Source organism: Streptomyces sp. NPDC058295, assembly GCF_042880655.1.
In the GTDB taxonomy this organism is placed as follows: domain Bacteria; phylum Actinomycetota; class Actinomycetes; order Streptomycetales; family Streptomycetaceae; genus Streptomyces; species Streptomyces coriariae.
In genome coordinates this window covers 147507-167517 of the sequence record NZ_JBHVYO010000001.1, presented here as the reverse complement: position 1 = coordinate 167517, position 20011 = coordinate 147507, and the positions used below count along the sequence as shown (strand labels likewise).

At 71.1% G+C, this 20011-nt stretch carries 21 protein-coding genes and 1 pseudogene; 10 read left to right on the top strand and 12 right to left on the bottom strand.

Translation table 11 applies throughout. From position 1 onward, the window contains the following. Positions 1 to 2: 2 nt before the first annotated feature. Both ACFVYS_RS00740 and ACFVYS_RS00735 read right to left on the bottom strand, forming a co-directional pair. Positions 3 to 536 (bottom strand): DUF6879 family protein, encoded by a 534-nt coding sequence (locus ACFVYS_RS00740; RefSeq protein WP_389497493.1) that lies wholly within the window; start codon positions 534 to 536, stop codon positions 3 to 5. Beyond that, positions 511 to 768, bottom strand: a complete 258-nt coding sequence (locus ACFVYS_RS00735) for a hypothetical protein (protein WP_389497491.1) — start codon at positions 766 to 768, stop codon at positions 511 to 513. The genes ACFVYS_RS00740 and ACFVYS_RS00735 overlap by 26 nt, the downstream gene beginning before the upstream one ends. A gap of 431 nt (positions 769 to 1199) precedes the next feature. Here ACFVYS_RS00735 and ACFVYS_RS00730 point away from each other — a divergent pair, with 431 nt between their 5' ends. From ACFVYS_RS00730 to ACFVYS_RS00705, 6 genes are all read left to right on the top strand, one after another. Continuing rightward, the gene (locus tag ACFVYS_RS00730; RefSeq protein WP_389497489.1) at positions 1200 to 1334 is read left to right on the top strand and encodes a hypothetical protein; all 135 of its coding nucleotides are present in this window, start codon (positions 1200 to 1202) and stop codon (positions 1332 to 1334) included. 273 nt (positions 1335 to 1607) lie between these two features. Beyond that, on the top strand, positions 1608 to 2024 hold the full coding sequence (locus ACFVYS_RS00725) for a polyketide cyclase (RefSeq protein ID WP_389497487.1): 417 nt from the start codon (positions 1608 to 1610) through the stop codon (positions 2022 to 2024). Beyond that, on the top strand, positions 2024 to 2458 hold the full coding sequence (locus ACFVYS_RS00720; RefSeq protein WP_389497485.1) for a MarR family winged helix-turn-helix transcriptional regulator: 435 nt from the start codon (positions 2024 to 2026) through the stop codon (positions 2456 to 2458). Before ACFVYS_RS00725 ends, ACFVYS_RS00720 begins: the two co-directional genes overlap by 1 nt. A 177-nt stretch (positions 2459 to 2635) precedes the next feature. Continuing rightward, positions 2636 to 3319 (top strand): RNA polymerase sigma factor, encoded by a 684-nt coding sequence (locus tag ACFVYS_RS00715; protein ID WP_389498008.1) that lies wholly within the window; start codon positions 2636 to 2638, stop codon positions 3317 to 3319. Continuing rightward, a complete protein-coding gene (locus ACFVYS_RS00710) occupies positions 3316 to 4476 on the top strand; it encodes a CU044_5270 family protein (protein ID WP_389497483.1) in 1161 nt (386 codons plus the stop codon). Before ACFVYS_RS00715 ends, ACFVYS_RS00710 begins: the two co-directional genes overlap by 4 nt. Positions 4477 to 4768: 292 nt before the next feature. Next, positions 4769 to 5578 (top strand): MBL fold metallo-hydrolase, encoded by an 810-nt coding sequence (locus ACFVYS_RS00705; RefSeq protein WP_389497482.1) that lies wholly within the window; start codon positions 4769 to 4771, stop codon positions 5576 to 5578. 245 nt (positions 5579 to 5823) lie between these two features. Here ACFVYS_RS00705 and ACFVYS_RS00700 read toward each other — a convergent pair. Further along, positions 5824 to 5997 (bottom strand): annotated as a pseudogene (locus tag ACFVYS_RS00700) (IS630 family transposase); the annotation flags it as partial. Between the two features lie 151 nt (positions 5998 to 6148). Next, a complete protein-coding gene (locus tag ACFVYS_RS00695) occupies positions 6149 to 6670 on the bottom strand; it encodes a nitroreductase family protein (RefSeq protein WP_389498007.1) in 522 nt (173 codons plus the stop codon). A gap of 373 nt (positions 6671 to 7043) precedes the next feature. Between ACFVYS_RS00695 and ACFVYS_RS00690 the strand changes: the two genes are divergently transcribed. Then, positions 7044 to 7346, top strand: coding sequence for a hypothetical protein (locus tag ACFVYS_RS00690; protein WP_385559490.1), 303 nt, complete (start codon positions 7044 to 7046; stop codon positions 7344 to 7346). Positions 7347 to 7610: 264 nt separating this feature from the next. On the opposite strand, the gene ACFVYS_RS00685 is transcribed toward ACFVYS_RS00690, so the two are convergent. Further along, on the bottom strand, positions 7611 to 8411 hold the full coding sequence (locus ACFVYS_RS00685) for a hypothetical protein (protein WP_389497480.1): 801 nt from the start codon (positions 8409 to 8411) through the stop codon (positions 7611 to 7613). A 56-nt stretch (positions 8412 to 8467) separates the two neighbouring features. After that, positions 8468 to 9463: a GlxA family transcriptional regulator gene (locus ACFVYS_RS00680; protein WP_389497478.1), complete on the bottom strand. Its 996-nt coding sequence runs from the start codon at positions 9461 to 9463 to the stop codon at positions 8468 to 8470. A 303-nt stretch (positions 9464 to 9766) separates the two neighbouring features. Between ACFVYS_RS00680 and ACFVYS_RS00675 the strand changes: the two genes are divergently transcribed. Continuing rightward, a complete protein-coding gene (locus tag ACFVYS_RS00675) occupies positions 9767 to 10216 on the top strand; it encodes a hypothetical protein (protein ID WP_351764387.1) in 450 nt (149 codons plus the stop codon). A 97-nt stretch (positions 10217 to 10313) separates the two neighbouring features. Next, complete coding sequence (locus ACFVYS_RS00670; protein ID WP_389497476.1) at positions 10314 to 11909, top strand: alginate lyase family protein; 1596 nt, start codon at positions 10314 to 10316, stop codon at positions 11907 to 11909. A gap of 51 nt (positions 11910 to 11960) precedes the next feature. Here the strand turns inward: ACFVYS_RS00670 and ACFVYS_RS00665 are convergent, their stop codons facing one another. Next, complete coding sequence (locus tag ACFVYS_RS00665) at positions 11961 to 13499, bottom strand: MFS transporter (protein ID WP_389497474.1); 1539 nt, start codon at positions 13497 to 13499, stop codon at positions 11961 to 11963. Positions 13500 to 13564: 65 nt separating this feature from the next. Then, positions 13565 to 14887 carry a DUF445 domain-containing protein gene (locus ACFVYS_RS00660; RefSeq protein ID WP_389497472.1) on the bottom strand — a complete coding sequence of 441 codons (1323 nt, stop codon included), beginning with the start codon at positions 14885 to 14887 and terminating at the stop codon, positions 13565 to 13567. A gap of 198 nt (positions 14888 to 15085) precedes the next feature. Between ACFVYS_RS00660 and ACFVYS_RS00655 the strand changes: the two genes are divergently transcribed. Continuing rightward, on the top strand, positions 15086 to 16447 hold the full coding sequence (locus tag ACFVYS_RS00655; protein ID WP_389497470.1) for an SGNH/GDSL hydrolase family protein: 1362 nt from the start codon (positions 15086 to 15088) through the stop codon (positions 16445 to 16447). 24 nt (positions 16448 to 16471) lie between these two features. On the opposite strand, the gene ACFVYS_RS00650 is transcribed toward ACFVYS_RS00655, so the two are convergent. From ACFVYS_RS00650 to ACFVYS_RS00635, 4 genes are read right to left on the bottom strand one after another with little or no spacing between them, the layout of a single operon-like run. Then, positions 16472 to 17290, bottom strand: coding sequence for a DUF1707 domain-containing protein (locus ACFVYS_RS00650; RefSeq protein ID WP_389497468.1), 819 nt, complete (start codon positions 17288 to 17290; stop codon positions 16472 to 16474). Positions 17291 to 17299: 9 nt separating this feature from the next. Continuing rightward, positions 17300 to 18328, bottom strand: a complete 1029-nt coding sequence (locus ACFVYS_RS00645) for an ATP-binding cassette domain-containing protein (protein WP_389497466.1) — start codon at positions 18326 to 18328, stop codon at positions 17300 to 17302. 2 nt (positions 18329 to 18330) lie between these two features. After that, positions 18331 to 19095: an ABC transporter permease gene (locus ACFVYS_RS00640; RefSeq protein WP_389498005.1), complete on the bottom strand. Its 765-nt coding sequence runs from the start codon at positions 19093 to 19095 to the stop codon at positions 18331 to 18333. A 49-nt stretch (positions 19096 to 19144) separates the two neighbouring features. After that, positions 19145 to 19945: an ABC transporter permease gene (locus ACFVYS_RS00635; protein ID WP_389497464.1), complete on the bottom strand. Its 801-nt coding sequence runs from the start codon at positions 19943 to 19945 to the stop codon at positions 19145 to 19147. Positions 19946 to 20011 lie beyond the last annotated feature (66 nt).

The window sequence follows — 20011 nt, the reverse complement described above, 5'->3', positions numbered from 1 at the left end:
TGTCAGTGGATCTCGTAGTCGTCGTGCGGGACGGCGCGCTCCCATACTGCCTCGAAGGCGTCCGAACACTGCTTGACGAGGTTCGACTCGGTACGCAGTTCGTTGGGAGTGCCACTCCAATCGCCGTTGCCCGCAAAGTGGTTGAAGAGTACTTGTGCGTCGTCGAAGATCCACAGGTCGGCGCCTGGCAGCATCAGGTCGGCCGCCTGCCGACGAGGCAGCCAGCGCACCCGCTCGCCCGCCCGCACGTTGACGACGGTTCCGGCGTGCTCGTAGCGGATGTAGTCGGTGACCGGCTCGGACACGATGCGGGCCCGTCGTACGACGACCCCACGGGCCACCGCTCGGGAGATCAGGTCCACCCACGGCGCCCAGTACTCCGAGCTGGGATCGGCGTCCCGCCGACCTGTGCGCAGCCAGCTGTCGTAGTCGTCCGCTTCATCGCCGACCGCGTACTGGTCACGCATTTCGAGGTGTACGGCGGAGTGTTGAGCGGCCTCCATCAGCTCGTCAAAGCTGGGTACGTTCTGCGACATCGCAGGCCTCCCGCAGGATCGGCACCAGGCGTGCGGGGATGCGCACCACCGTCTCGTGGTCGGGGATGCCCTTGGCGTGCCCGGGTGCCGGGTTCTCCACACACTGGGCTCGCGTCGGCTCGTCCGCCGTGTAGCTCTGGATCACGATGTCAGAGGTCTCCAGGTCGACCCACGCTGTCGGCGACCCGTTCTTTCCCGTGTCCGGGTCGATCCCGATGAACCGTAAGCGCATGGCTGCCTCCGTGTCGGTCCTGTGCGCTGATGTGCATCAAATTTCCCCGCCTACGAGACGCGCGGTCAAGGTCATAAAGCCACCAGACATGACATTTGAGGTGGTGTGCACATCTATGCACATTGCTGGTCGTGCCGCGCGCCTCAGCCCTAGCTTCGGCAAGGTGACCTTCGAGACGAGAACTCGGGCTCTGCAACCCGCCCCACCAGAAACAGGGATCCGCCTCCACTCCCGCGCCGTCCGCGAGTTGGCCACTGCCTACTGGCTGCTGTCGGCTCACCCCGTACCCGGCAGCGCTGCGACGGAGTGGACGGAGCAGGGCATCGCAGACGGACGGCGAGGAACTGTGGCGGCTCGCTCGTGACCTGGGCGGGCGAACCCTGGGCGCGGACCAGGCCCGTTGGATCCTCACGCAGGCGAGCCGGGCCCGCGTGGTCACGTCGTACACGGACCTGCGGAACGCGGCGTGGACGGCGCACATCCGTCGGCGCTTCGAGCTCAACGCCCTCTTCGCGAACCACGAAGTCCTCATGACCGGCCGGATCACCCTGCCGGGAGAACACTGATCCCAGGGGAGCGGCCCCGTTGCGTCGAAGCCGGTACCGGGGCACCGGCCGGGAGACCGGGCCTACGCGTAACCCCGACCGGAGTCCGCGGCGGCTGCTCGCCCTTGCGACGACACCCCTCGGCTCGCCGAAGTACGGCGGGCACTCGCCCGGTTGCGGCGGCACGAACGGGAAGTGATCGCGCGCCGCACGATGCGGGTCATGCCGGCCTCTCGACAGATAGTCTGCGCGCAGATAATCTATGGATACATCATCTGATCGAGGAGGCCCCGCATGTGGACGTACGAGCACAGCATCGAGACCGGTGCCACGCCTGAGGCGATCTGGGGGCTCTGGGCCGACGTCGAGCACTGGGGTGCCTGGAACGCCGAGATCGAGAAGATCGAGCTCAGTGGCCCGTTCGCGGCGGGGAGTCGGATCACGATGACGCCGCCCGGGGACGACCCGATACTGCTGCGGATCGCCGAGGCCGTCGAAGGCGAACTGTTCGTCGACGAGGCCGTCTTCGGGGACCTGCTGCTGCGCACCAGCCACCGGATCGACCGGATCGATCAGGGCCGGAACCGGGTGGTGTACCGGATGGAGATCACCGGCACGGGCGCCGACGAGATCGGCCCTCAGATCGGCCCGGGCATCACCGCCGACTGGCCGGACACCATGGCCTCGCTGGTCGAACTGGCCCTGCGCTGATGGCTCTCAGCCCCGGCGAGAGCCCCGGATTCCTGTTGTGGCACGCCACGCTGCGCTGGCAGCGTGACGTCGCCGCGGCCCTGGCACCCCTCGGCCTCACCCACGTGCAGTTCGTGCTGCTCGCCTGTACCTGGTGGTTCAACAGCCAGGGCGAACGCCCCAACCAACTGGCCCTCGCCCGCCAGGCCGGCACCGACGTCAAGATGACCTCCCAGGTTCTGCGCGCCCTGGAGAGCAAGGGGCTCATCGAGCGGGAAGTAGACCCGGCCGACACCCGCGCCAAACGGCTGCGCGTCACCGACACCGGCGCCGAACTGGCTCCCCGCGCGATGGCCGCGGTCGAGCACGCGGACGCGCAGTTCTTCCAGCCCGTGCCGCTCGACGACGCCGTAGCCCTGCTCGGTCGCCTGGCCCATCCTCATCCCCAGCCCTGAAGCTCTCGCCGGTCCCGAACACCACACCCGGCCCGGCATGGCGGGCACGCGGGTTGTCCGCTGCGGTGGCGGTTGTGAGCCACGCCACGGGAACTCTCGGTGCGGTCCCGGAGAGGTACATGTGTGAGTTCCAACGAAGACGATGACGGTGGCGACGACCGTGACGACGACGGGCGTCTGCGGGCGCGAGTTCGGGGTGGGGAGCGGGCCGCCTTCGGGGAGTTGTACGAGTTGTACGCGACGGCCGTGTACCACCACGCCCTCCGGCTGACCGGTGACTGGTCCGTCGCCGAGGAGGTCATGTCGGAGACGTTCCTCGCCGCCTGGCGGGGGCGCGGGGCGGTGGAGGTCGAGGGCGGGTCGTTGCGGCCCTGGCTGTTCGGGATCGCCACCAACAAGGCGCGCAACGCCGACCGGAGTCTTCGCCGGCGGCTCGCCTTTCTCGCCCGGCGGGCCGAGGCCGGAGCCGGTACCGGAGGCGACGACGCCGTCGGTGACTTCGCCGAGGACGTCGTCGGCCGGATCGACGACGCCCGACGGCTCGCCGAAGTGCGGCGGGTGCTCGGGCGGTTGCGGCGGCACGAGCGGGAGGTCATCGCCCTGTGCGTGTGGGGCGGGCTCGACTACGCGCAGGCCGCGGAGGCTCTCGGGGTGCCGGTCGGGACCGTTCGGTCCCGGTTGTCGCGGGCGCGTGCCCGGCTTCGGGAGATCGTCGAGCGGGAGGCGCGGCAGTCCCGGGAGACGCGGCAGTCGCGGCAGTCCGGGCGTGCGGAACGACGTACGGAACCCCGCTCCCGTCGCGGAGAGGTAGAGAGTGAGACCGCGTTCGCGGTCCTGCCCATTCAGGAGGAAGCCCGATGAACGCCACTCCCGCCGGGTCCGAGCAGGAGGAGCGCGGGGAACTCGAGGAACTGCGGCGGCTGTTGCCGGCCGGTCCCGTCGAGCGGCAGGTGCTGCCTCCCGGGCGTCGCTCCCATCACAAGGACGTTCTGATGCAGCTCATCGACAGAGACAGCGGTAGTGGCCGTGGCCGTGCGAGTGGCAGCAGCACCGCCGGCGGCCGCACCGGCGTCGGCCACGGCGATCCGGGCCGGCCTCGCGTTCCGCGCCTGGCACGGCCCGCTCTCCTCGCCGGATCCGTCGCCGTCGCCGTCGCGTTGGCCGCCGGGCTCACCGTCGGGATCGGCGCGGGGCGGGGCGACGGCGGTACGGCGGCCCGGCCCGGTGCGAGTAGTACGGCGGGCGCGGGCGGGAGCCGTGGCGTCGTAGTGACCCTCGACCGGATCGCCGCGGTCGCCCTGCGGACGGACGTCGAGCCCGTGGGCGACGGTCAGTTCGTGTATGTGCGCAGTACGGGCGCCGGGAACGAGGGCGTCTTCGACGGGCCCGTCGAGCTCGGGAAGATGCACGAGCGGCAGGTGTGGTTCTCGCAGCGGCAGGGGCCCGTGACCGACGTCGGGCTGATCCGCGAGGACGGACAGGACTGGCCGATCGAGGTGGGCGTGCCGGACGGTACGGATCCGAAGGACAGCGCGGTGCCGGCCGGGTTCGACCGGCCCACCTACGCCTGGCTCGCCTCGCTGCCCACCGACCCCGACGCCCTGCTGAAGCTGCTCTACGCCGACACCCGGGTCGAGGAGGGAGAGGACAAGGATCAGGCGGTCTTCGGCCGGATCGGCGATCTCGTCGGCGAGCAGATCATGCCGTCCGCGACCGCTGCCGCGTTCTACAAGGCCACCGCCCGGATCCCCGGTGTGACCGAGGTGGCCGACGCGGTGGACGCCGTCGGCCGGCACGGTATCGCCATCGCCCGGGAGGACACCCGGCACGGCACCCGCACCGAGTGGATCTTCGATCCCGGCACGCTCGACTACCTCGGCGTACGCACCGTCTTCAGCCGGGACACCGAGCGGGCCGAGGCGGGGACGGTCTATGACACCAGTGCGGTGCTGGAGCGGGCCGTCGTCGACAAGAGGGGGCAGGAACCGGGTGAGCGGCGCCGGGCGGGGCGAGGCTAGTGCCGTGACCGAGAAGGTTCGCCGGGTTGGCCAGGCTGCGGGTGCGACGGGGCGTCCGCCCCAGCTCGTTCCTCGCGTTGAGCGGTGAGGACATCAGAGTGGCGGACGTTAGCGTTGAGCCACCCCCGGTAGCAGCGGGTGAACTGCCTCAGAGGCTTGTCTCGTCGGGCTGCGTCCCCTTTGGGAAGAGGACGAGCAGGGTCGGCTGTTGATGTCGGCATCGTCAAGTGGTGAGTTCATGAAGGGCTAGGTTCTGGTGTCGTCTTCTGAGCGAGTCCCGTCGGTCACGGGTGTGCAGCTTCCGATCTGCAATACCTGCGGCGTGCAGTACGGGGTGCCGCGGGCTGATTGCCCGATCTGCCTGGACGAGCGGCAGTACGTCGGTTGGGATGGTCAACAGTGGACGACGCTGGCCGAGTTGCGCGCCAGTGGCCGTCGCGGTCGGCTCGATGAGGAGGGACCCGGTGTGATCGGGGTCGGTGCGGTGCCGTCGGTGGCCGTCGGCCAGCGCGCGCTGCTGATCCGCTCACCCTCCGGCAACGTGCTGTGGGACTGCATCGGCTACCTCGATGACGACCTTGCCGCCGAGATCGAGGATCTGGGTGGGATCAGCGCGATCGCCGTCAGCCATCCGCACTTCTACGGCGTGATGACCGAGTGGGGCCGCGCCTTCGACGCTCCGGTGTATGTCCATGCCGCGGACCGTGACTGGGTCGGGAGGCCCGATCCGGTGATCGAGTACTGGACGGGCGACACCCACCAGATCGCGCCCGGCATGACTCTGATCAACGCGGGCACGCACTTCGCCGGAGGCACCGTGCTGCACTGGGCCGACGACCCGGACAAGCGCGGTGCGCTGTTCAGCGGCGACATCTTCATGGTCGTGATGGACCGGCGGTGGGTCAGCTTCATGTACAGCATCCCCAACTTCATTCCGGAACGACCGAGCACCATCCGCCGCGCGCTTGAGCTGGTCGACCCTTTCGCCTTCGAACGCATCTACGGGGCATTCTGGGGACGCGTGGTCAGCGCCGACGGGGCGGCCGCCGTCCAGCGTTCCGCGGAACGGTACCTGCGCTTCGTGCTGGAAGACGGCTCGTAGCTGAGCCGGGTCACATGGGTGCCTGGTCAAGGGGCGGCGCCGATCGCCCCAGGCGTCGTCGGCCGGCGCTGCGACCGCATAGGTTCCCCGACTTGGATCAAGCCGCGGTGTTGACTGGGCGTTCGCCCCAGCGGGTGCCCTTCGCGCTTCGGATGCGGGCTCGTTCCTTGCGTTCGGCGGCCAGAACGTCGCGGTGGCGGGGCGTTGGCGTCGCGCCGACGCAGGTAGGCGTGCTGGCCCCTCAGAGGGTCCAGACAGGCCAAACCGATCTCGTTGAACCGGTGGATCACATCCCACACCGTGTCCTCGTCCGCCTGAACCAACCGGGCGATCCCCGGCGCCCGGTTCCCGCCGACCGAGGCCGGCGGTATCAACGCCCGCCGGTAGCGCGCCGTGGTCGTGCTGCCCCGCCGTACGATCCGCTGTAACCGCTGGCCTTCCTGATCGGTGAGCTACTGGACCTTGACCGGCACCGCCACCGCGCCTCCCCACATCGATCAGATGTCGGCCCACATCCGATCGGTTCAGGCGTCGTCGCCACCAACTCGGCGAACCTGCCAGATCGCAGCGCTACTCCGACAGCGACCAGGGAGCGGCCCGCAGGTCGGCGATGCTGCGCCGGTCGCGGCTCGCTGGCGGCCCTCCGGCGGCCTTTCCCAGCGCGATCATGGAGACGATCACCCATCCCCGATTCGGGCGCAGTTCTTCGGTGATGCCTTCCAGGTCGAAGGCCCGGAACTGGTGGGCGTCCAGTCCCATCGCCTGGGCCTGGACTGTCAGGTGCGCGACGGCCTGGCCAAGGTCGTAGTCCGCGAACTCGGAGTACGGCAGTTGCGTTTCACCGACGTAGCGGCGTGCCAGAGCGACGACGAGCAGGCCTGCTTCCGTCGCCCACCGGGCCGAGCTGGGCGCGAGGTGGCGTACTACTCGCTCGTACTCCGGCTCACCGGGCCGGCTCGTGAAGAACCCCCATGGCTGGGAGTTCCCGGCTGACGGTGCCCACCGCGCGGCTTCCAGCAGCAAGCTGAGGGCGTGGTCGTCGACGGTCGCTGACGGGTCGAACTTGTAGGGGCTGAACCGTCCTGCCAACAGAGGATGGATACCGCCGGTTGGTTCCAGATCACGTTGCACGTCCCGGTGCAACCGACCACCGTACGGTCGTATTCCAGTTGGGAACGGTGGCTGGTCGAACACTTTCGGAGCAGGACACAGCGCTCCTGCGGGGAATGGACCTGATGCGCGCAACCCCGCCGAATATGCCCTCCGCCGTACGTGTTCGCGGAGATTGCGCTCCTCCGCGGGGACGCCGACCAGCCCTCACCGCCTGATCAGCCAACCCGGCGAACCTTCTCGGTCACAGCACTAGCCGGCGCCCCACCCCGCGCCCCACGCCGGTTTCGCCTGCGCGTTAGCCTCGCAGCAGACCGGACGGGTGAGAAAGCTGACGAGAAGGCAGGCGGCAGACATGGCGAAGGTTCCCAGCGCGGTGATCGCCGCGGGCGGTTTGGTCGGCGGATACGGCGTGGCCCGGTGGACGAGGAAGCGGCCGCTGGGCGGGGCCGTCCTCGCCGTCGCGGGGGCCGCGGCCGCGCGGCAGTGGCGGCAGCAGGCGGGCGGGAAGGCGGCGGGGGCGCTGACCGTGGCGTACGTCGCCGCCTTCGCGGGGTCGCATCCGCTGGCGAAGAAGGTCGGCGCCTGGCCGTCGGTGTTCGGCGTGGCCGGCGCGGTCGCACTCGCATCGTGGGCGGTCGCCGACCGGCGGGGCTGAGGCGGGAACGCCGACCGGCGGAACGAGCAAGGCTCGCCGGTAGGTGGGGCTGAGCAACGGGCGCCGACCGGCGGGACGAGGAAGGGTCGCCCGTCGGCCGGGCTGAGCAACGGGCGCCGGTCGGCGGGACGAGGATGCGTCGCCGGTAGGCGGGGCTGAGCGACGGGTGCCGACCGCCGGGACGAGCAACCCTCGCCGACCGACGGGCTGAGCAGCCGTCGCCGACCGGCCGGGCCGAGCCAGGTTCGCGCGGGGCCGGGGAGCCTAGCGGCCCAGCGCCGACCGCAGCGTCACCCCGTGCCGTCGGCGCAGGCGCCACACCTCCCACACCGACAACAGCGTCACCGACAGCGGGCCGCCCACCAGGAAGCCGTAGAGGACGAGTGGTGGGGCGGCCACCTCGGGGTCGTCCAACAGGCCCAGGCCGAAGAGCGACCAGACCAGCAGCGGGGAGATCAGCGCCGGCAGCAGATCGTGGACGTCACCGAGGCGGAAGCAGGAGTTGAAGGCGTACACCAGGGCCAACACGGTCACGGGGATCGCGAGGAGCAGCGCGGCGGCGCAGGCGAGGGTGCCGAGGAAGAACACCACGATCAGCAGGATGCTGAAGAGAATGCCGTGGTAGCCGAAGTCGCCCAGCGTGATGATCTCGCCCTTCAGCAGCCGGACCAGGAACCAGCACACCGCGGCACCGAGCGCGATCGCGAACACGGTCAGCAGCGGGCCCAGCAGCCGACGCGCGTACACCCGGCCGAGCGGTGAGCGGGCCGTGGCGATGAACGCCGCCACGGCGACGAAGGCCGTGCCGAAGGTGATCCCGCAGCCGATCAGCAGGTCCTCCAGCTTGTCCATGACGAACTGCTCGCGCCCCTCCCGCAGCGGGTACGCCATCAGCAGCCACATCGTCGCGGCCAGCCCCACCGCCGTCCGGGCCCAGGCCAGGACGCGCACCGCCGGGTCGTCCACCCGGTCGGCGCGGGAGGGTTCGGCCAGCGCCGAGGCGACGGCGAACGGGTTGGGCAGGATGCGCCGCGCGCCGAAGCGGCCCGGGCTGCCGGTGTTCACGTGCAGGTCTCCCCCGAGTACGGTTCACGCGTTTGCGCGTGCCACGGCGCGTCACCTTATACGATCTTCGTTTCCCGTGGCGCGGCTCCCGGCCTCGGCCCCTCCCCCGACCGGAACGCCCGCCGGTACCCCTGGGGGCTGGTGCCGACCACCGTGCGGAAGCGTTCGCGGAAGGCCGTCGGGGAGCCGAAACCCGCCTGCGTGGCGATGCGTTCCACCGGGTACGCCGTCGACTCCAGCAGGTACTGCGCGCGCCGTACCCGCGCCCGGTGCAGCCAGCGCAGCGGTGTCGTGCCGGTCTGTTCGCGGAAGCGGCGGTTGAGGGTGCGGGTGCTCATGCCGGCCCGCCCGGCGATCTGTTCCAGGGTCACCTCCCGGCCGCAGTTGTCCTCCAGCCAGGCCAGCACGGGTTCGAGGGTCGCCCCGGCGGGCGCGGGCGGCAGGTCGTGGACGATGAACTGGGCCTGACCGCCCTCCCGTTCGAGCGGCATGACCGACATCCTGGCCGCCTGCGCGGCGACCGCAGAACCGTAGTCGCCGCGGATCATGTGCAGGCACATGTCGAGGGCCGCGGCGGCGCCCGCCGAGGTGAGGAACTGGCCGTTGTCGACGTAGAGGACGTTCGGGTTGACCGTCACCTTCGGGTAGCGCTCGGCCAGCTCGCGCGCCGCGATCCAGTGCGTCGTCGCACGCAGTCCGTCCAGCAGGCCCGTCGCGGCGAACAGGAACGCGCCGACGCAGACCGAGGCGATCCGGGTGCCGCCCGCCGCCGCGTCCCGCAGGGCCTCCGCGACGCCGATCGGCAGCTCGTCCGGCGGGTCCGCCACCCCGGGCAGGATGATCGTGTCCGCCTCGGCCAGCGCCTCGAGCCCGTACGGCGCCCGCACGGTGAACGCCCCCGCGCTCACCTCCCCGGTGGGGGACGGCGAGCAGACCCTGACCCGGTACGCCGGGCGCCCGTCGGGCAGCCGCGGCCAGCCGAAGGCGTCGATCGGGGCGGACAGGTCGAACGGGACGACCCCGTCCAGGACCAGTACGACGACGGTGTGCATGGCAAGAGAGTAGGTGTACGACGGATTACAGCCACCCTGGCCCCCTCCCCTCCCCGGTTGCGGACAGCCGCCGACCTCGGCTCCCGGTAAGCCCTTGGTAGCCCTGGTACCCCTGGTACCCCTGGTACCCCTGGTGGCCCTGGCAGTCGACGGCCGCCGGCCCCGGCCCCGGTCGCCGACGGACCCCGGCCCCTGATCGCCGCAACTCGCACCTCCACGCCCCCTCCCCCTCTGGCGAGAACCCGTCGCCCTCTGGCATTTCCGCCGCTTCTGCGGGACGCGCGCTCCGCCTAGCGTCGGGGCGTGACCAAGTTCCTCCTCGCCGTGCACGTCCTCGCCGCGATCGTCGCGATCGGGCCCGTCACCGTCGCCGCCAGCATGTTCCCGCCCGCCGCGCGCCGCGCCCTGGCCGCGCCCGACGACGCCCGCGCGAGCGAGACCGTACGGCTGCTGCACCGCATCTGTCAGGTGTACGCGGCCGTCGGTCTCGCCGTCCCCGTCTTCGGGTTCGCCACGGCGGGCGCGATGGGCGTGATGGGCGACCCCTGGCTGATCACGTCGATCGTGCTGACCGTGCTGGCCGCGGGTGTGCTGCTGGTCCTCGTGCTGCCCCGGCAAGAGGTGCTCGTCGAGGGCACCGGGGCGCGGGAGACGACGGTCCGACTCGCCATGTTCACGGGGGTGTTCAACCTGCTGTGGGCGACCGTGACGATCCTGATGATCGTCCGGCCGGGGTCGACGACGGGCGCCTGACCCGGGGCCGGCCACCGCCACCGGGCACCGCCGCACCGGGTACCGGCCACCGGCCAGGTTTTCGTTATCGGCCCGGCCCCTCGTCCGTCTCCCCGGCATGCATCTGCAACCGCACCTGACCCGACCCGGACAGACCAGCCGCGGCCGGATCGGCCCCTACGAGACCGGCAGCCGTCAGATCAGCCGCCGCGGCCTGCTGAAGGCCGCGGGCACGGCGGCCGGAGCCGTCGGTGTGGCCGCGGCCCTCCCCGCGGCCCCCGCCGCCGCCGTCGGATACGCGCACCCGGGCCTCCTGCACACCGGCGCCGATCTGGCCCGCATGGCCGCCAAGGTGAAGGCCGGCGCCGCGCCCTACACCGCCGGATACGCCCGGCTCACCGCCAACCGGCACGCGCAGAGCGGCTGGACGGCCAACCCGCAGGCGACCGTGTACCGGGGGTCGGGCTCGCCGCAGAACTACGCGATCCTCTACAACGACCTGCACGCCGCCTACCAGAACGGCCTGCGGTTCCACGTCAGCGGTGAGAGCGCGTACGCCGACACCGCCGTCGCGATCCTCAACGCCTGGTCGGCGAAGCTCACCTCACTCGCGGGCTCGGCCGACCGGTTCCTCGCGGCCGGGCTCTACGGCTACCAGGCCGCCAACGCCGCCGAACTCGTGCGCGACCGGCCCGACTTCGAACTGGAACGCTTCCAGAAGATGCTGAGCACGGTCTTCTCACCGCTCAGCGAGAGTTTCCTGACCGACCACAACAACGCCGTGGTCACCAACTACTGGCCCAACTGGGACCTCACCGCGATGGCCTGCGTCCTCGCCACCGGCATCTTCTGCGACGACGGCGCCAAGGTGGAACAGGCCGTCGAGTACTTCGAGCACGGCTCCGGGCTCGGTGCCGTCAGGAAGGCCATCCCCGTGGTGCACGACGACGGTCTCGCCGAGTGGCTGGAGGCGGGCCGGGACCAGGGACACGCGCTGCTCGGCGTCGGCCTCATGGGCACCTTCTGCGAGATGGCCTGGAACCAGGGCATCGACCTCTACGGCCACGACGACAGCCGTTTCCTCAAGGGCGCCCAGTACGTGGCCAAGTGGAGCCTCGGCGGCGATGTCGCCTACACGGCCAACACCCGGGCGAAGGGTGCCGTGGGCGGCTGGTCGGGCAGCGAGACCGCCTCCGGCGCGGCCGGCGTCGACCCGGCGATGACCCGGCCGATCTGGGCGATGATCGCCAACCACTACACCAAGCGCCGGGGGCTGTCCGCGCCCTACCTCACCCGCGTCGCCGCCAAGGCGGCACCCGAGGGCGGCGGCGGGGACTACGGGCCCAACAGCGGCGGTTACGACCAACTCGGCTTCGGGACACTGACGTTCACCCGGGACAGGTCACCGGCGAGTGCGGGCGGCTCCTCGACCGGCCCGACCCCCTCGGGGTCCCGCTCCCCCTCCCCCTCCCCCTCCCCGTCCGGCGCCGCCGCAGCGGGCGGATCGGCCGCGCCCTCCGCCTCGGCGGGGGTGGCCGGGGCGGAGGGTGCCGCCGCCTCGAAGGGCGGCGGCCTCGCCTCCACCGGCTCCACCGACCTCGTCGCGTGGACCGCGGCCACCGGCCTCACCGCCCTGGCCGGCGGCCTGCTGTTGCTGCGCCGACGGGGACGGACCAGGGACGGGGCCGCGGGCAGGGCCGAACAGGAGGGGTAGGAGGCGCCGAGGGCACCCGCGTGGGGCGACCGCGCGAGCCCCCGCGCGCCCTCAGGCGGTGGCCTTCCGGGGCCCGCCCGGCGTCTGCCCGTCCGGCGTCCTCGTCTCGTGTCCCTTCGTCGCCGGCGCCGTCGCCGTCAGCGGCTGAGCGATGTCCTCCAGGGAGCGTCGCTCGGCGTTGACCGCGAGGAACACCGCGACCAGACCCGCCGCGCACATCAGCGTCGCGCCGATGCAGAAGGCGAGGACCGTGTCGCCGACCTTGCCCGTGTCGGTGAGCTCGGCGAACAGCAGGGGGCCGCTGATGCCGCCGGCCGCGGTGCCGAGGGCGTAGAAGAAGGCGATGGACATCGCGCGGGTCTCCATCGGGAAGACCTCGGACACCGTCAGATAGGCGCTCGACGCGCCCGCCGACGCGAAGAACAGCACCGCGCACCAGCAGGCCGTCATCGTCGTCGCGTTCAGTGAGCCCTGGTCGAACAGCCAGGCCGTGCCGAACAGCAGCACACCGGAGAGCAGATACGTCGAGGAGATCATGATCCGCCGGCCCACCGTGTCGAACAGCTTGCCCAGCAGCAGCGGACCGCAGAAGTTGCCGATGGCGATGACGGCGAAGTAATAGCCGGTGTTGCCGCTCGGCACGTCGAAGAACTTGGTCAGGATCGCGCCGAAGCCGAAGGTGATCGCGTTGTAGAGGAAGGCCTGCCCGATGAAGAGGGAGAAGCCGAGGACCGCGCGGCGCCGGTAGGAGGAGAACACCGTACGGGCGATCTCGACGAAGGAGACGCTGCGGCGCTGGTGGATGGTGAGCTCGCCCTCGGCCCGGGGCAGCCGCTCCCCGTTCTCCTCCTCGATCTGCCGTTCGATCGAGGTGACGATCTCCTCGGCCTCCCGGTCCCGGCCGTGGATCAGCAGCCAGCGCGGGCTCTCCGGGACGTGCCGCCGTACGAGCAGGATCACCAGGGCGAGGACGGCGCCCAGCGCGAACGTCAGCCGCCAGCCCACGTCCGCCGCGAAGATGTCGGTGTTCAGCGCGACGATCGACAGCAGCGAACCGGCGACCGCGCCCAGCCAGAAGCTGCCGTTGATGATCAGGTCGACGCGGCCCCGGTACTGCGCGGGGATCAGCTCGTCGATCGCGGAGTTGATGGCCGCGTACTCACCGCCGATGCCGAAGCCGGTGAGGAACCGGAAGAGCAGGAACCACCAGGTGTCGAAGGAGATCGCGGTCAGGGCGGTGGCCGCCAGATACACCGCGAGGGTGATCATGAACAGCTTCTTGCGGCCCCACTTGTCGGTCAGCCGGCCCCAGAACAGGGCGCCGACACAGGCGCCCGCCACATACAGCGCGGCCGCGATACCGGTGACCTGCCCTGAGGTGATGGGCAGGCCGCTTCCCGGCTCCGACAGCCGGCTCGCGATGTTCCCGACGACCGTGACCTCCAGGCCGTCCAGGATCCACACGGTGCCGAGTCCGAAGACGATGGTCCAGTGCCAGCGCGACCAGGGCAGCCGGTCGAGGCGGGCGGGGATGTCGGTGGTGATCGTGCGGTCCTGCTCGGCCGGCACGGCGGCTTCGGTGCTGGTCATGGGCTCCCTCCTCGGCACGCTCCCCATCGGGCGGCACGAAAACCGGATTCCCACGACCGGCTGGTTCACGCCCCGAGCGCGCGCGCCACCGTGTAGATCAGCAACCCGGCCAGCGAGCCCACCACCGTGCCGTTGATCCGGATGAACTGGAGGTCACGGCCGATGTTGGCCTCGATCTTGCGGGTCGTGTGCTCCGCGTCCCAGCCCGCGACCGTGTCGGTGATCAGGGAGGTGATCTCCTTCCGGTACGTCGTCACCACGTGCACCGCCGCGCCCTCGACCCAGCTGTCCACCTTTTCCTGGACCTTGCGCTCGGTCGCCATCCGCGCCCCCAGGGACAGCAGCGAGGCCCGTACCCGCAGCCGCAGCTCACTGCGCTCGTCCTCCGCCGCCGCGACGATCATGGAGCGCACGGCCGTCCAGGCGGACGCGATCAGATCCTGCACCTCGCCCCGGCCCAGCACCTCACCCTTGAGCCGCTCCACGCGCGCCCGGGTGTCCGTGTCGGACTGGAGGTCGGAGGCGAAGTCGGTCAGGAACCGGTCGAGGGCACCCCGGGCCGGATGGGACGGCATGTCCCGCATCTCCCCGCAGAACCGCAGCAGCTCCTTGTAGACGCGCTCACCGATCCGCTTGTCGACGAAGCGGGGGGTCCAACCGGGCGCACCGCCCTCCACCGCTCCCATCACCGAGTCGCCGTGCAGCACCAGCCAGTCGTACGCCCGGGTCACCACCAGGTCCACGGCCCGCCGGTGACCGCCGTCCGCGACGACCCGCTCCAGCATCTTCCCGATGCCCGGCGCGATCTCCTGCGCGTCCGCCCGACGCGTGATCGCCTCCCCCACCACCGCCTGCACATCCGAGTCGCGCAGCACCGTGAGCGCGCCCCGCAGCGCCGTCGCCAGCTCGGCCGTCACCCGATCGGCGTGCTCCGGCTCGGCCAGCCAGGCGCCCAGCCGGGTGCCGATGCCGACCGTGCGCAGCCGCTGCCGTACGACGTCCTCGGAGAGGAAGTTCTCTCCGACGAACTCACCCAGCGAGACACCCAGCTGGTCCTTCTTGTTCGGGATGATCGCGGTGTGCGGGATGGGCAGACCGAGCGGGTGGCGGAAGAGCGCCGTCACCGCGAACCAGTCGGCGAGCGCACCGACCATGCCCGCCTCCGCGGCGGCCGCCACATAGCCCGCCCAGGGGCCCGCGCCCCGATGGGAGGCCCACTCGGCGAGCACGTACACCACCGCCACGAACAGCAGCAGCCCGGCCGCGGTGAGCTTCATCCGGCGCACACCGCGCTGCTTCTCCTCGTCGGCGGCGCTGAAGACAGTCATCGTGCGCGCCGCCCCGGTGCCGGCCGGCCGCTCCGCTTCCGTACGATCCATCCGTTCCATCCGTTCCGGTCGACGCCCCGTGCCACCCGTGTCCCGCACGCAGATATTGTCCCTGCTTGACCGACTCCTGGAACGGAACAAGAGTTCCCGGCGTCTCTCTGGTGGGGAGCTCAACGGTGAACTCCTGCGTGAACGCATCCGCGCACGACTGCATGACCCGGAGCCGCGCCGCTCCCCTCACCGAGGAGAACCCCCAGCATGACCAGGCCACACGTCGGGGGTGTGGGGGTGTCCCCCACAAGACACGGCGCCCTCCTGTCGGCGATCATCGCCCTTGTCGTGGGCCTGTCCGCCGCCATATACGTCTCCGCCGCCTCCGACCACGGCCCCGGGCTCGACCCCCGGGCCGTCACCCGCGCCGCGGCACCCGGCCCCGGCAGCGCCGCCCCCATCTCGACGGGCGTCTGGGTCGGCACCTGGGCGGCCTCCCCGGTCAGCGGCGAGCCCGGCACCGCGACCGACGGCATGGCGGGCCGCACGGTCCGCAACGTCGTCCACGCCAGCGTCGGCGGGACGAGTGCCCGCGTCACGCTGTCCAACCTCTACGGCACCGCCCCGCTCACCGTGACACACGCCACCCTCGCCCTCGCGGCCGGCGGCGGGAGCGCGGCAGCGATCCCCGACACGCTGCGCCTACTCACCTTCGGCGGCGCCACCACCGTCGTCGTCCCGGCCGGCGGACAGACGGTCAGCGACGCCGTCACCGTCGTCGTCCCGCACGACTCCGACGTCCTGGTCAGCACCTACTCCCCCACCTCCGCCGGGCCGGTCACCTACCACCCGCACGCCCGCCAGACCAACTACGTCGCCGAGGGCGAGTCCACCGAGGACGTCAGCGGCGCCGCGTTCACCGGGGCCGGCGACCACTGGCGCTACCTGACCGCCCTCGACGTGCTCAGCAACGAGGCCGACGGCACCCTCGTCGCCCTCGGCGACTCCATCACCGACGGCGTCACCTCCACCGCGGGCGCGAACCGCCGCTGGCCCGACGTCCTCGCCGACCGGCTGCGGGCCGGCGTCGCCGCCGACGGGGACGCGCCCCGCTACGGCGTCGTCAACGAGGGCATCAGCGGCAACCGGGTCCTCGCCGACGACTCCCGTCGCGGCGCCGCCGCCGTCAACCGCTTCGAACGGGACGTCCTCGGACGTCCCGACGTCAAGGTCGTCGTCATCGACCTCGGCATCAACGACATCCTGCGCGACCCGGGACTCGCCGACCCGCAGACGGTCGTGGACGGCCTGCGCACCCTCGTCGACCGCGCCCACGCCCACGGCATCAGGGTCGTCGGCACCACCCTCATGCCGTTCCGCGGCCACCGCGGCTACAACGACGGCCGCGAGGACGTACGGCAACGGATCAACCGGGCGATCCGCGCGGACCGGGTGTTCGACACGGTCGTCGACCTCGACCGGGCACTGCGCGACCCGTACGACCCGCGCAGCCTGCGCTCGGAGTACGACTCGGGCGACCATCTGCACCCCAGCGACCGGGGCTACCGCAAGATGGCGGAGACCATCGACCTGGCGAAGCTGGCAGGGGCGGCGCCCGCCCGGCTGTGACCTCCGCCGGGCCCCACGCCGGGCTCAGTCCTCGTAGCGGCGCTCCCGTCGTTCCTGCCGGGGCCCGGATCCTGCGCCGTGGCCGAGTCCAGGCCCGTGCAGCATGTCCTTGTGACCCTCCAGGATCCGGCGGTGGGTCTCTCCCTCTTCGTCCCGGGACGACGAACGCAGCTCGCGCTTCGCCGCCTTGCGGTCCAGCTTCTCCTGCCGCCGGGCGGCCCGCGTCTTCTTGCGCTCGATGCCGACCCCACCCCAGAAGGCGAACCCGCCGACGACCACCCGCGGCGCGCCCGGGTCACCGGGAACACCGGCCTCCCGCTGGTCGAAGCCGCCCATCACGCCGATCCCGCGGACCACGACCTCTACCCCCGGCGGCACCGTGATCTGCACCCCGCCCATGATCGCGACACAGTTGATCTCGATCTCACCCGCGGCGAAGTTCGCCTCCCGCAGGTCGATCTCCCCGCCGCCCCAGAAGGCGAAGCAGTTGAACCGCCGGGGAGCCGTCCAGCGGCCCCTGCGCTGGAAGCCGGACATCACGGCCACCGCCCAGGCCGACGACCCCTCGCCGCCCACGATCCGCCCGGCCCAACTGCCCTCCTCCACCGGCTCCTTGTGCAACGACACGACGGGCGGCGTGACCCCGGCGACCGGCAGATCCCGGGTGATCGGCGCCAACTCCCCGTACGTGCGCGCCTTGTACGTCTCCTCCAGCCGTTCCTCGAACTCCGTCATGTCGAGCCGGCCCTCCGCGAGGGCGTCCCGCAGGACCTCGGCGACCCGCTCGCGATCGGCGTCGGAGGCACGGAGATCCGGCAGGCCCGGGGCTGCGTCGTCGGTCATATCAGCAGCCTACGAGTTCCCGGGCGCCGGCACTACGGTCTCCCTCGCGGTCTCCCGGTCCTGGTACATCCGGGCGATCACGGCCTCGATGTCCGGCTCCCGCACCGACAGGTCGACCAGCGGATACTCCGCGGCGATCCGGGCGACGAGCGGAGCCGCCGACTCCGACGCGGGGAACGCCAACCACTGCCTCGGCCCCTCCACCTTCACCACCCGCGCCGCCTCCCCCACCTCCACCGGCGGCAGCTCCCGCTCCAGGTCCACCACCAGCGTCCGTTCGCTCTCCCCCGCCTCGTGCAGCCCGGCCAGCGCACCGTCGTAGACCAGACGGCCGTGGTCGATGACCATCACCCGCGAGCAGAGCTGCTCGATGTCCTGGAGGTCGTGCGTGGTGAGCAGGACCGTCGTACCGCGCTCGATGTTCAGCTCGCGCAGGAACTCCCGCACCCGCGCCTTGGAGACCACGTCCAGACCGATCGTCGGCTCGTCCAGATAGAGCACCTCGGGATCGTGCAGCAGAGCCGCCGCGATGTCCCCGCGCATCCGCTGGCCGAGCGACAGCTGTCGCACCGGCACGTCCAACAGCGCCGACAGGTCGAGGAGTTCGACCAGCCGGTCGAGGTTCTCCCGGTACCGGCCGTCGGGAATCCGGTACATGCGGTGCATCAGCCGGTAGGAGTCGATCAGCGGAAGGTCCCACCACAGCGTCGTACGCTGCCCGAACACCACCCCTATGCGCTGCGCCAGCCGCGTCCGCTCACGGGACGGGTCGATCCCGGCGACCCGCAGCCGGCCCCCGCTCGGCGTCAGGATCCCCGTCAGCATCTTGATCGTCGTCGACTTCCCCGCGCCGTTCGGCCCGATGTAACCGACCATCTCACCGCGCGCCACGGTGAACGAGATCGCGTCCACCGCCCGCACCCGCCGCAGCTCCCGCTTCAGGAAACCGGTCTTCCGCCGTACGTCGAAGACCTTCTCGACCCGGTCCACCTCGATGAACGCGCTCTCCGACACCCTCGCACCCTCCGACTCGGTCACCCTCAACTCCCCGTACTCCGATACGTCCGCAGCCCCGCCCGCCACGCCAGCCCCGCCGCCGCACAGCACGCCACCGCCACCAGCGGCGGAGCGAACGCCGCCCACTCCGGCAGCCCCAACGGATACGGCCGCCCCAACACATAGGACGCCGGCACCCAGTTGACGAACGCCAACGGCAGCACGAACGTCACCCCGCGCACCAGCTCCGTACCGAACACGGTCGGCGGATACTGCAACAGCGTCTGACCGCCGTACGTGAACGCGGCCTGCACCTCGGACGCGTCCTGCGCCACGAACTGGAACGCCGCGCCCGTCACGAACACCGCCGCGAAGATCGACCCGCCGCACACCAGCATCACCGGCACCAGCGCCACCTTCACCGGCGTCCAGGCGACGTCCAACGCCACGATCGCGTAGCCCAGCACCAGCGCGCCCTGGATCAACCGGGCCACCCGACGCAGCGCGAACCGGTCCGCGGCGACCTGGGCCAGCACCGGCGCGGGCCGCACCAGCAACGTGTCGAGCGTGCCGTCCCGCACCCGCGAACCCAGCCGGCCCGCCGAACCGATCGACAGGTCCGCGAGCCCGAACGACGTCGCCGACAACCCGTACAGAAACGCGACCTCCGGCAGCGTGTAACCGCCCAGCACATCCACCTGCGAGAACATCAGCAAGATCGCGACAAAGTCCAGCCCGGTCACCAGCAGACCACCGACCACGGTCAGCACGAACGACACCCGGTAGGCCAGCGTCGAACGGATCCACATCCCGGCGATCAGCCGATAGGCCCGCAACCCCTCCGCCAGCCGGCCGCCCTCACCCACCCTGCACCACCACCCGCCGCGTCGCCGCCCCCTGCACCAGCCGGCCCACCGCCAGCAGCACCACCGCCCAGCCCACCTGGAAGGCGAACGCGAACAGCGGATCCGTCCGCCCCATCAGCACGTCCGCGGGCATCTGCAGCAACGCCGACCACGGCAGCAGCGTCACGATGTCCCCCAGCGGCTGGGGAAACGCGTTGAGCGGCAGCGCCATCCCCGAGAAGAACATCCCGGTGACCATCAGCACCTGCACCGCACCCGTGCCGTCCATCAACCAGAACCCGCTCAGCGCCACCAGGAACCGGATCCCGTAACTGACCACCATCGCCAGCACGATCGTCACCCCGAAGGCCAGCCAGATCACCGGATCGTGGGGCAACGCCGTCGGAAAGAACAACGCCCCGAACACGAACGGCAGCACACCGCGGCCCAGCAGCTGGAACAACGCCCGCCCCAGATCACCCGCCAGCCACCACGCCTGGAGATCGGCCGGCCGGTACAGGTCGATGGCGACCTCACCCGTGCGGATCCGCTCCATCAACTCGGTCTCGAAACCGCCGCCCTGGATCGCGAGCGTCGCGAACAGCGCCTGCCCCAGCCACACATAGGTGACCGCCTGCGCCTGGTCATAGCCCCCCAGGTGCGGCCGCTCGTCCCACAACGCCAGATATGTGTAGACGAGGATCAGGCCGAAAACGGTGTTGGTGAACACCCCCGCGGCCGTGGCCACCCGATACGTCGCGTACCTTCTGAAACCCCCCGCCGCGACGGCTGCGTACAACCGCGCCGATCCCAAGGCAACCGTCCTCCTCGCCCGCGAGTCACTCTTGGTGCCCTCTTCGGCACCGAAACGCAGGAGCCT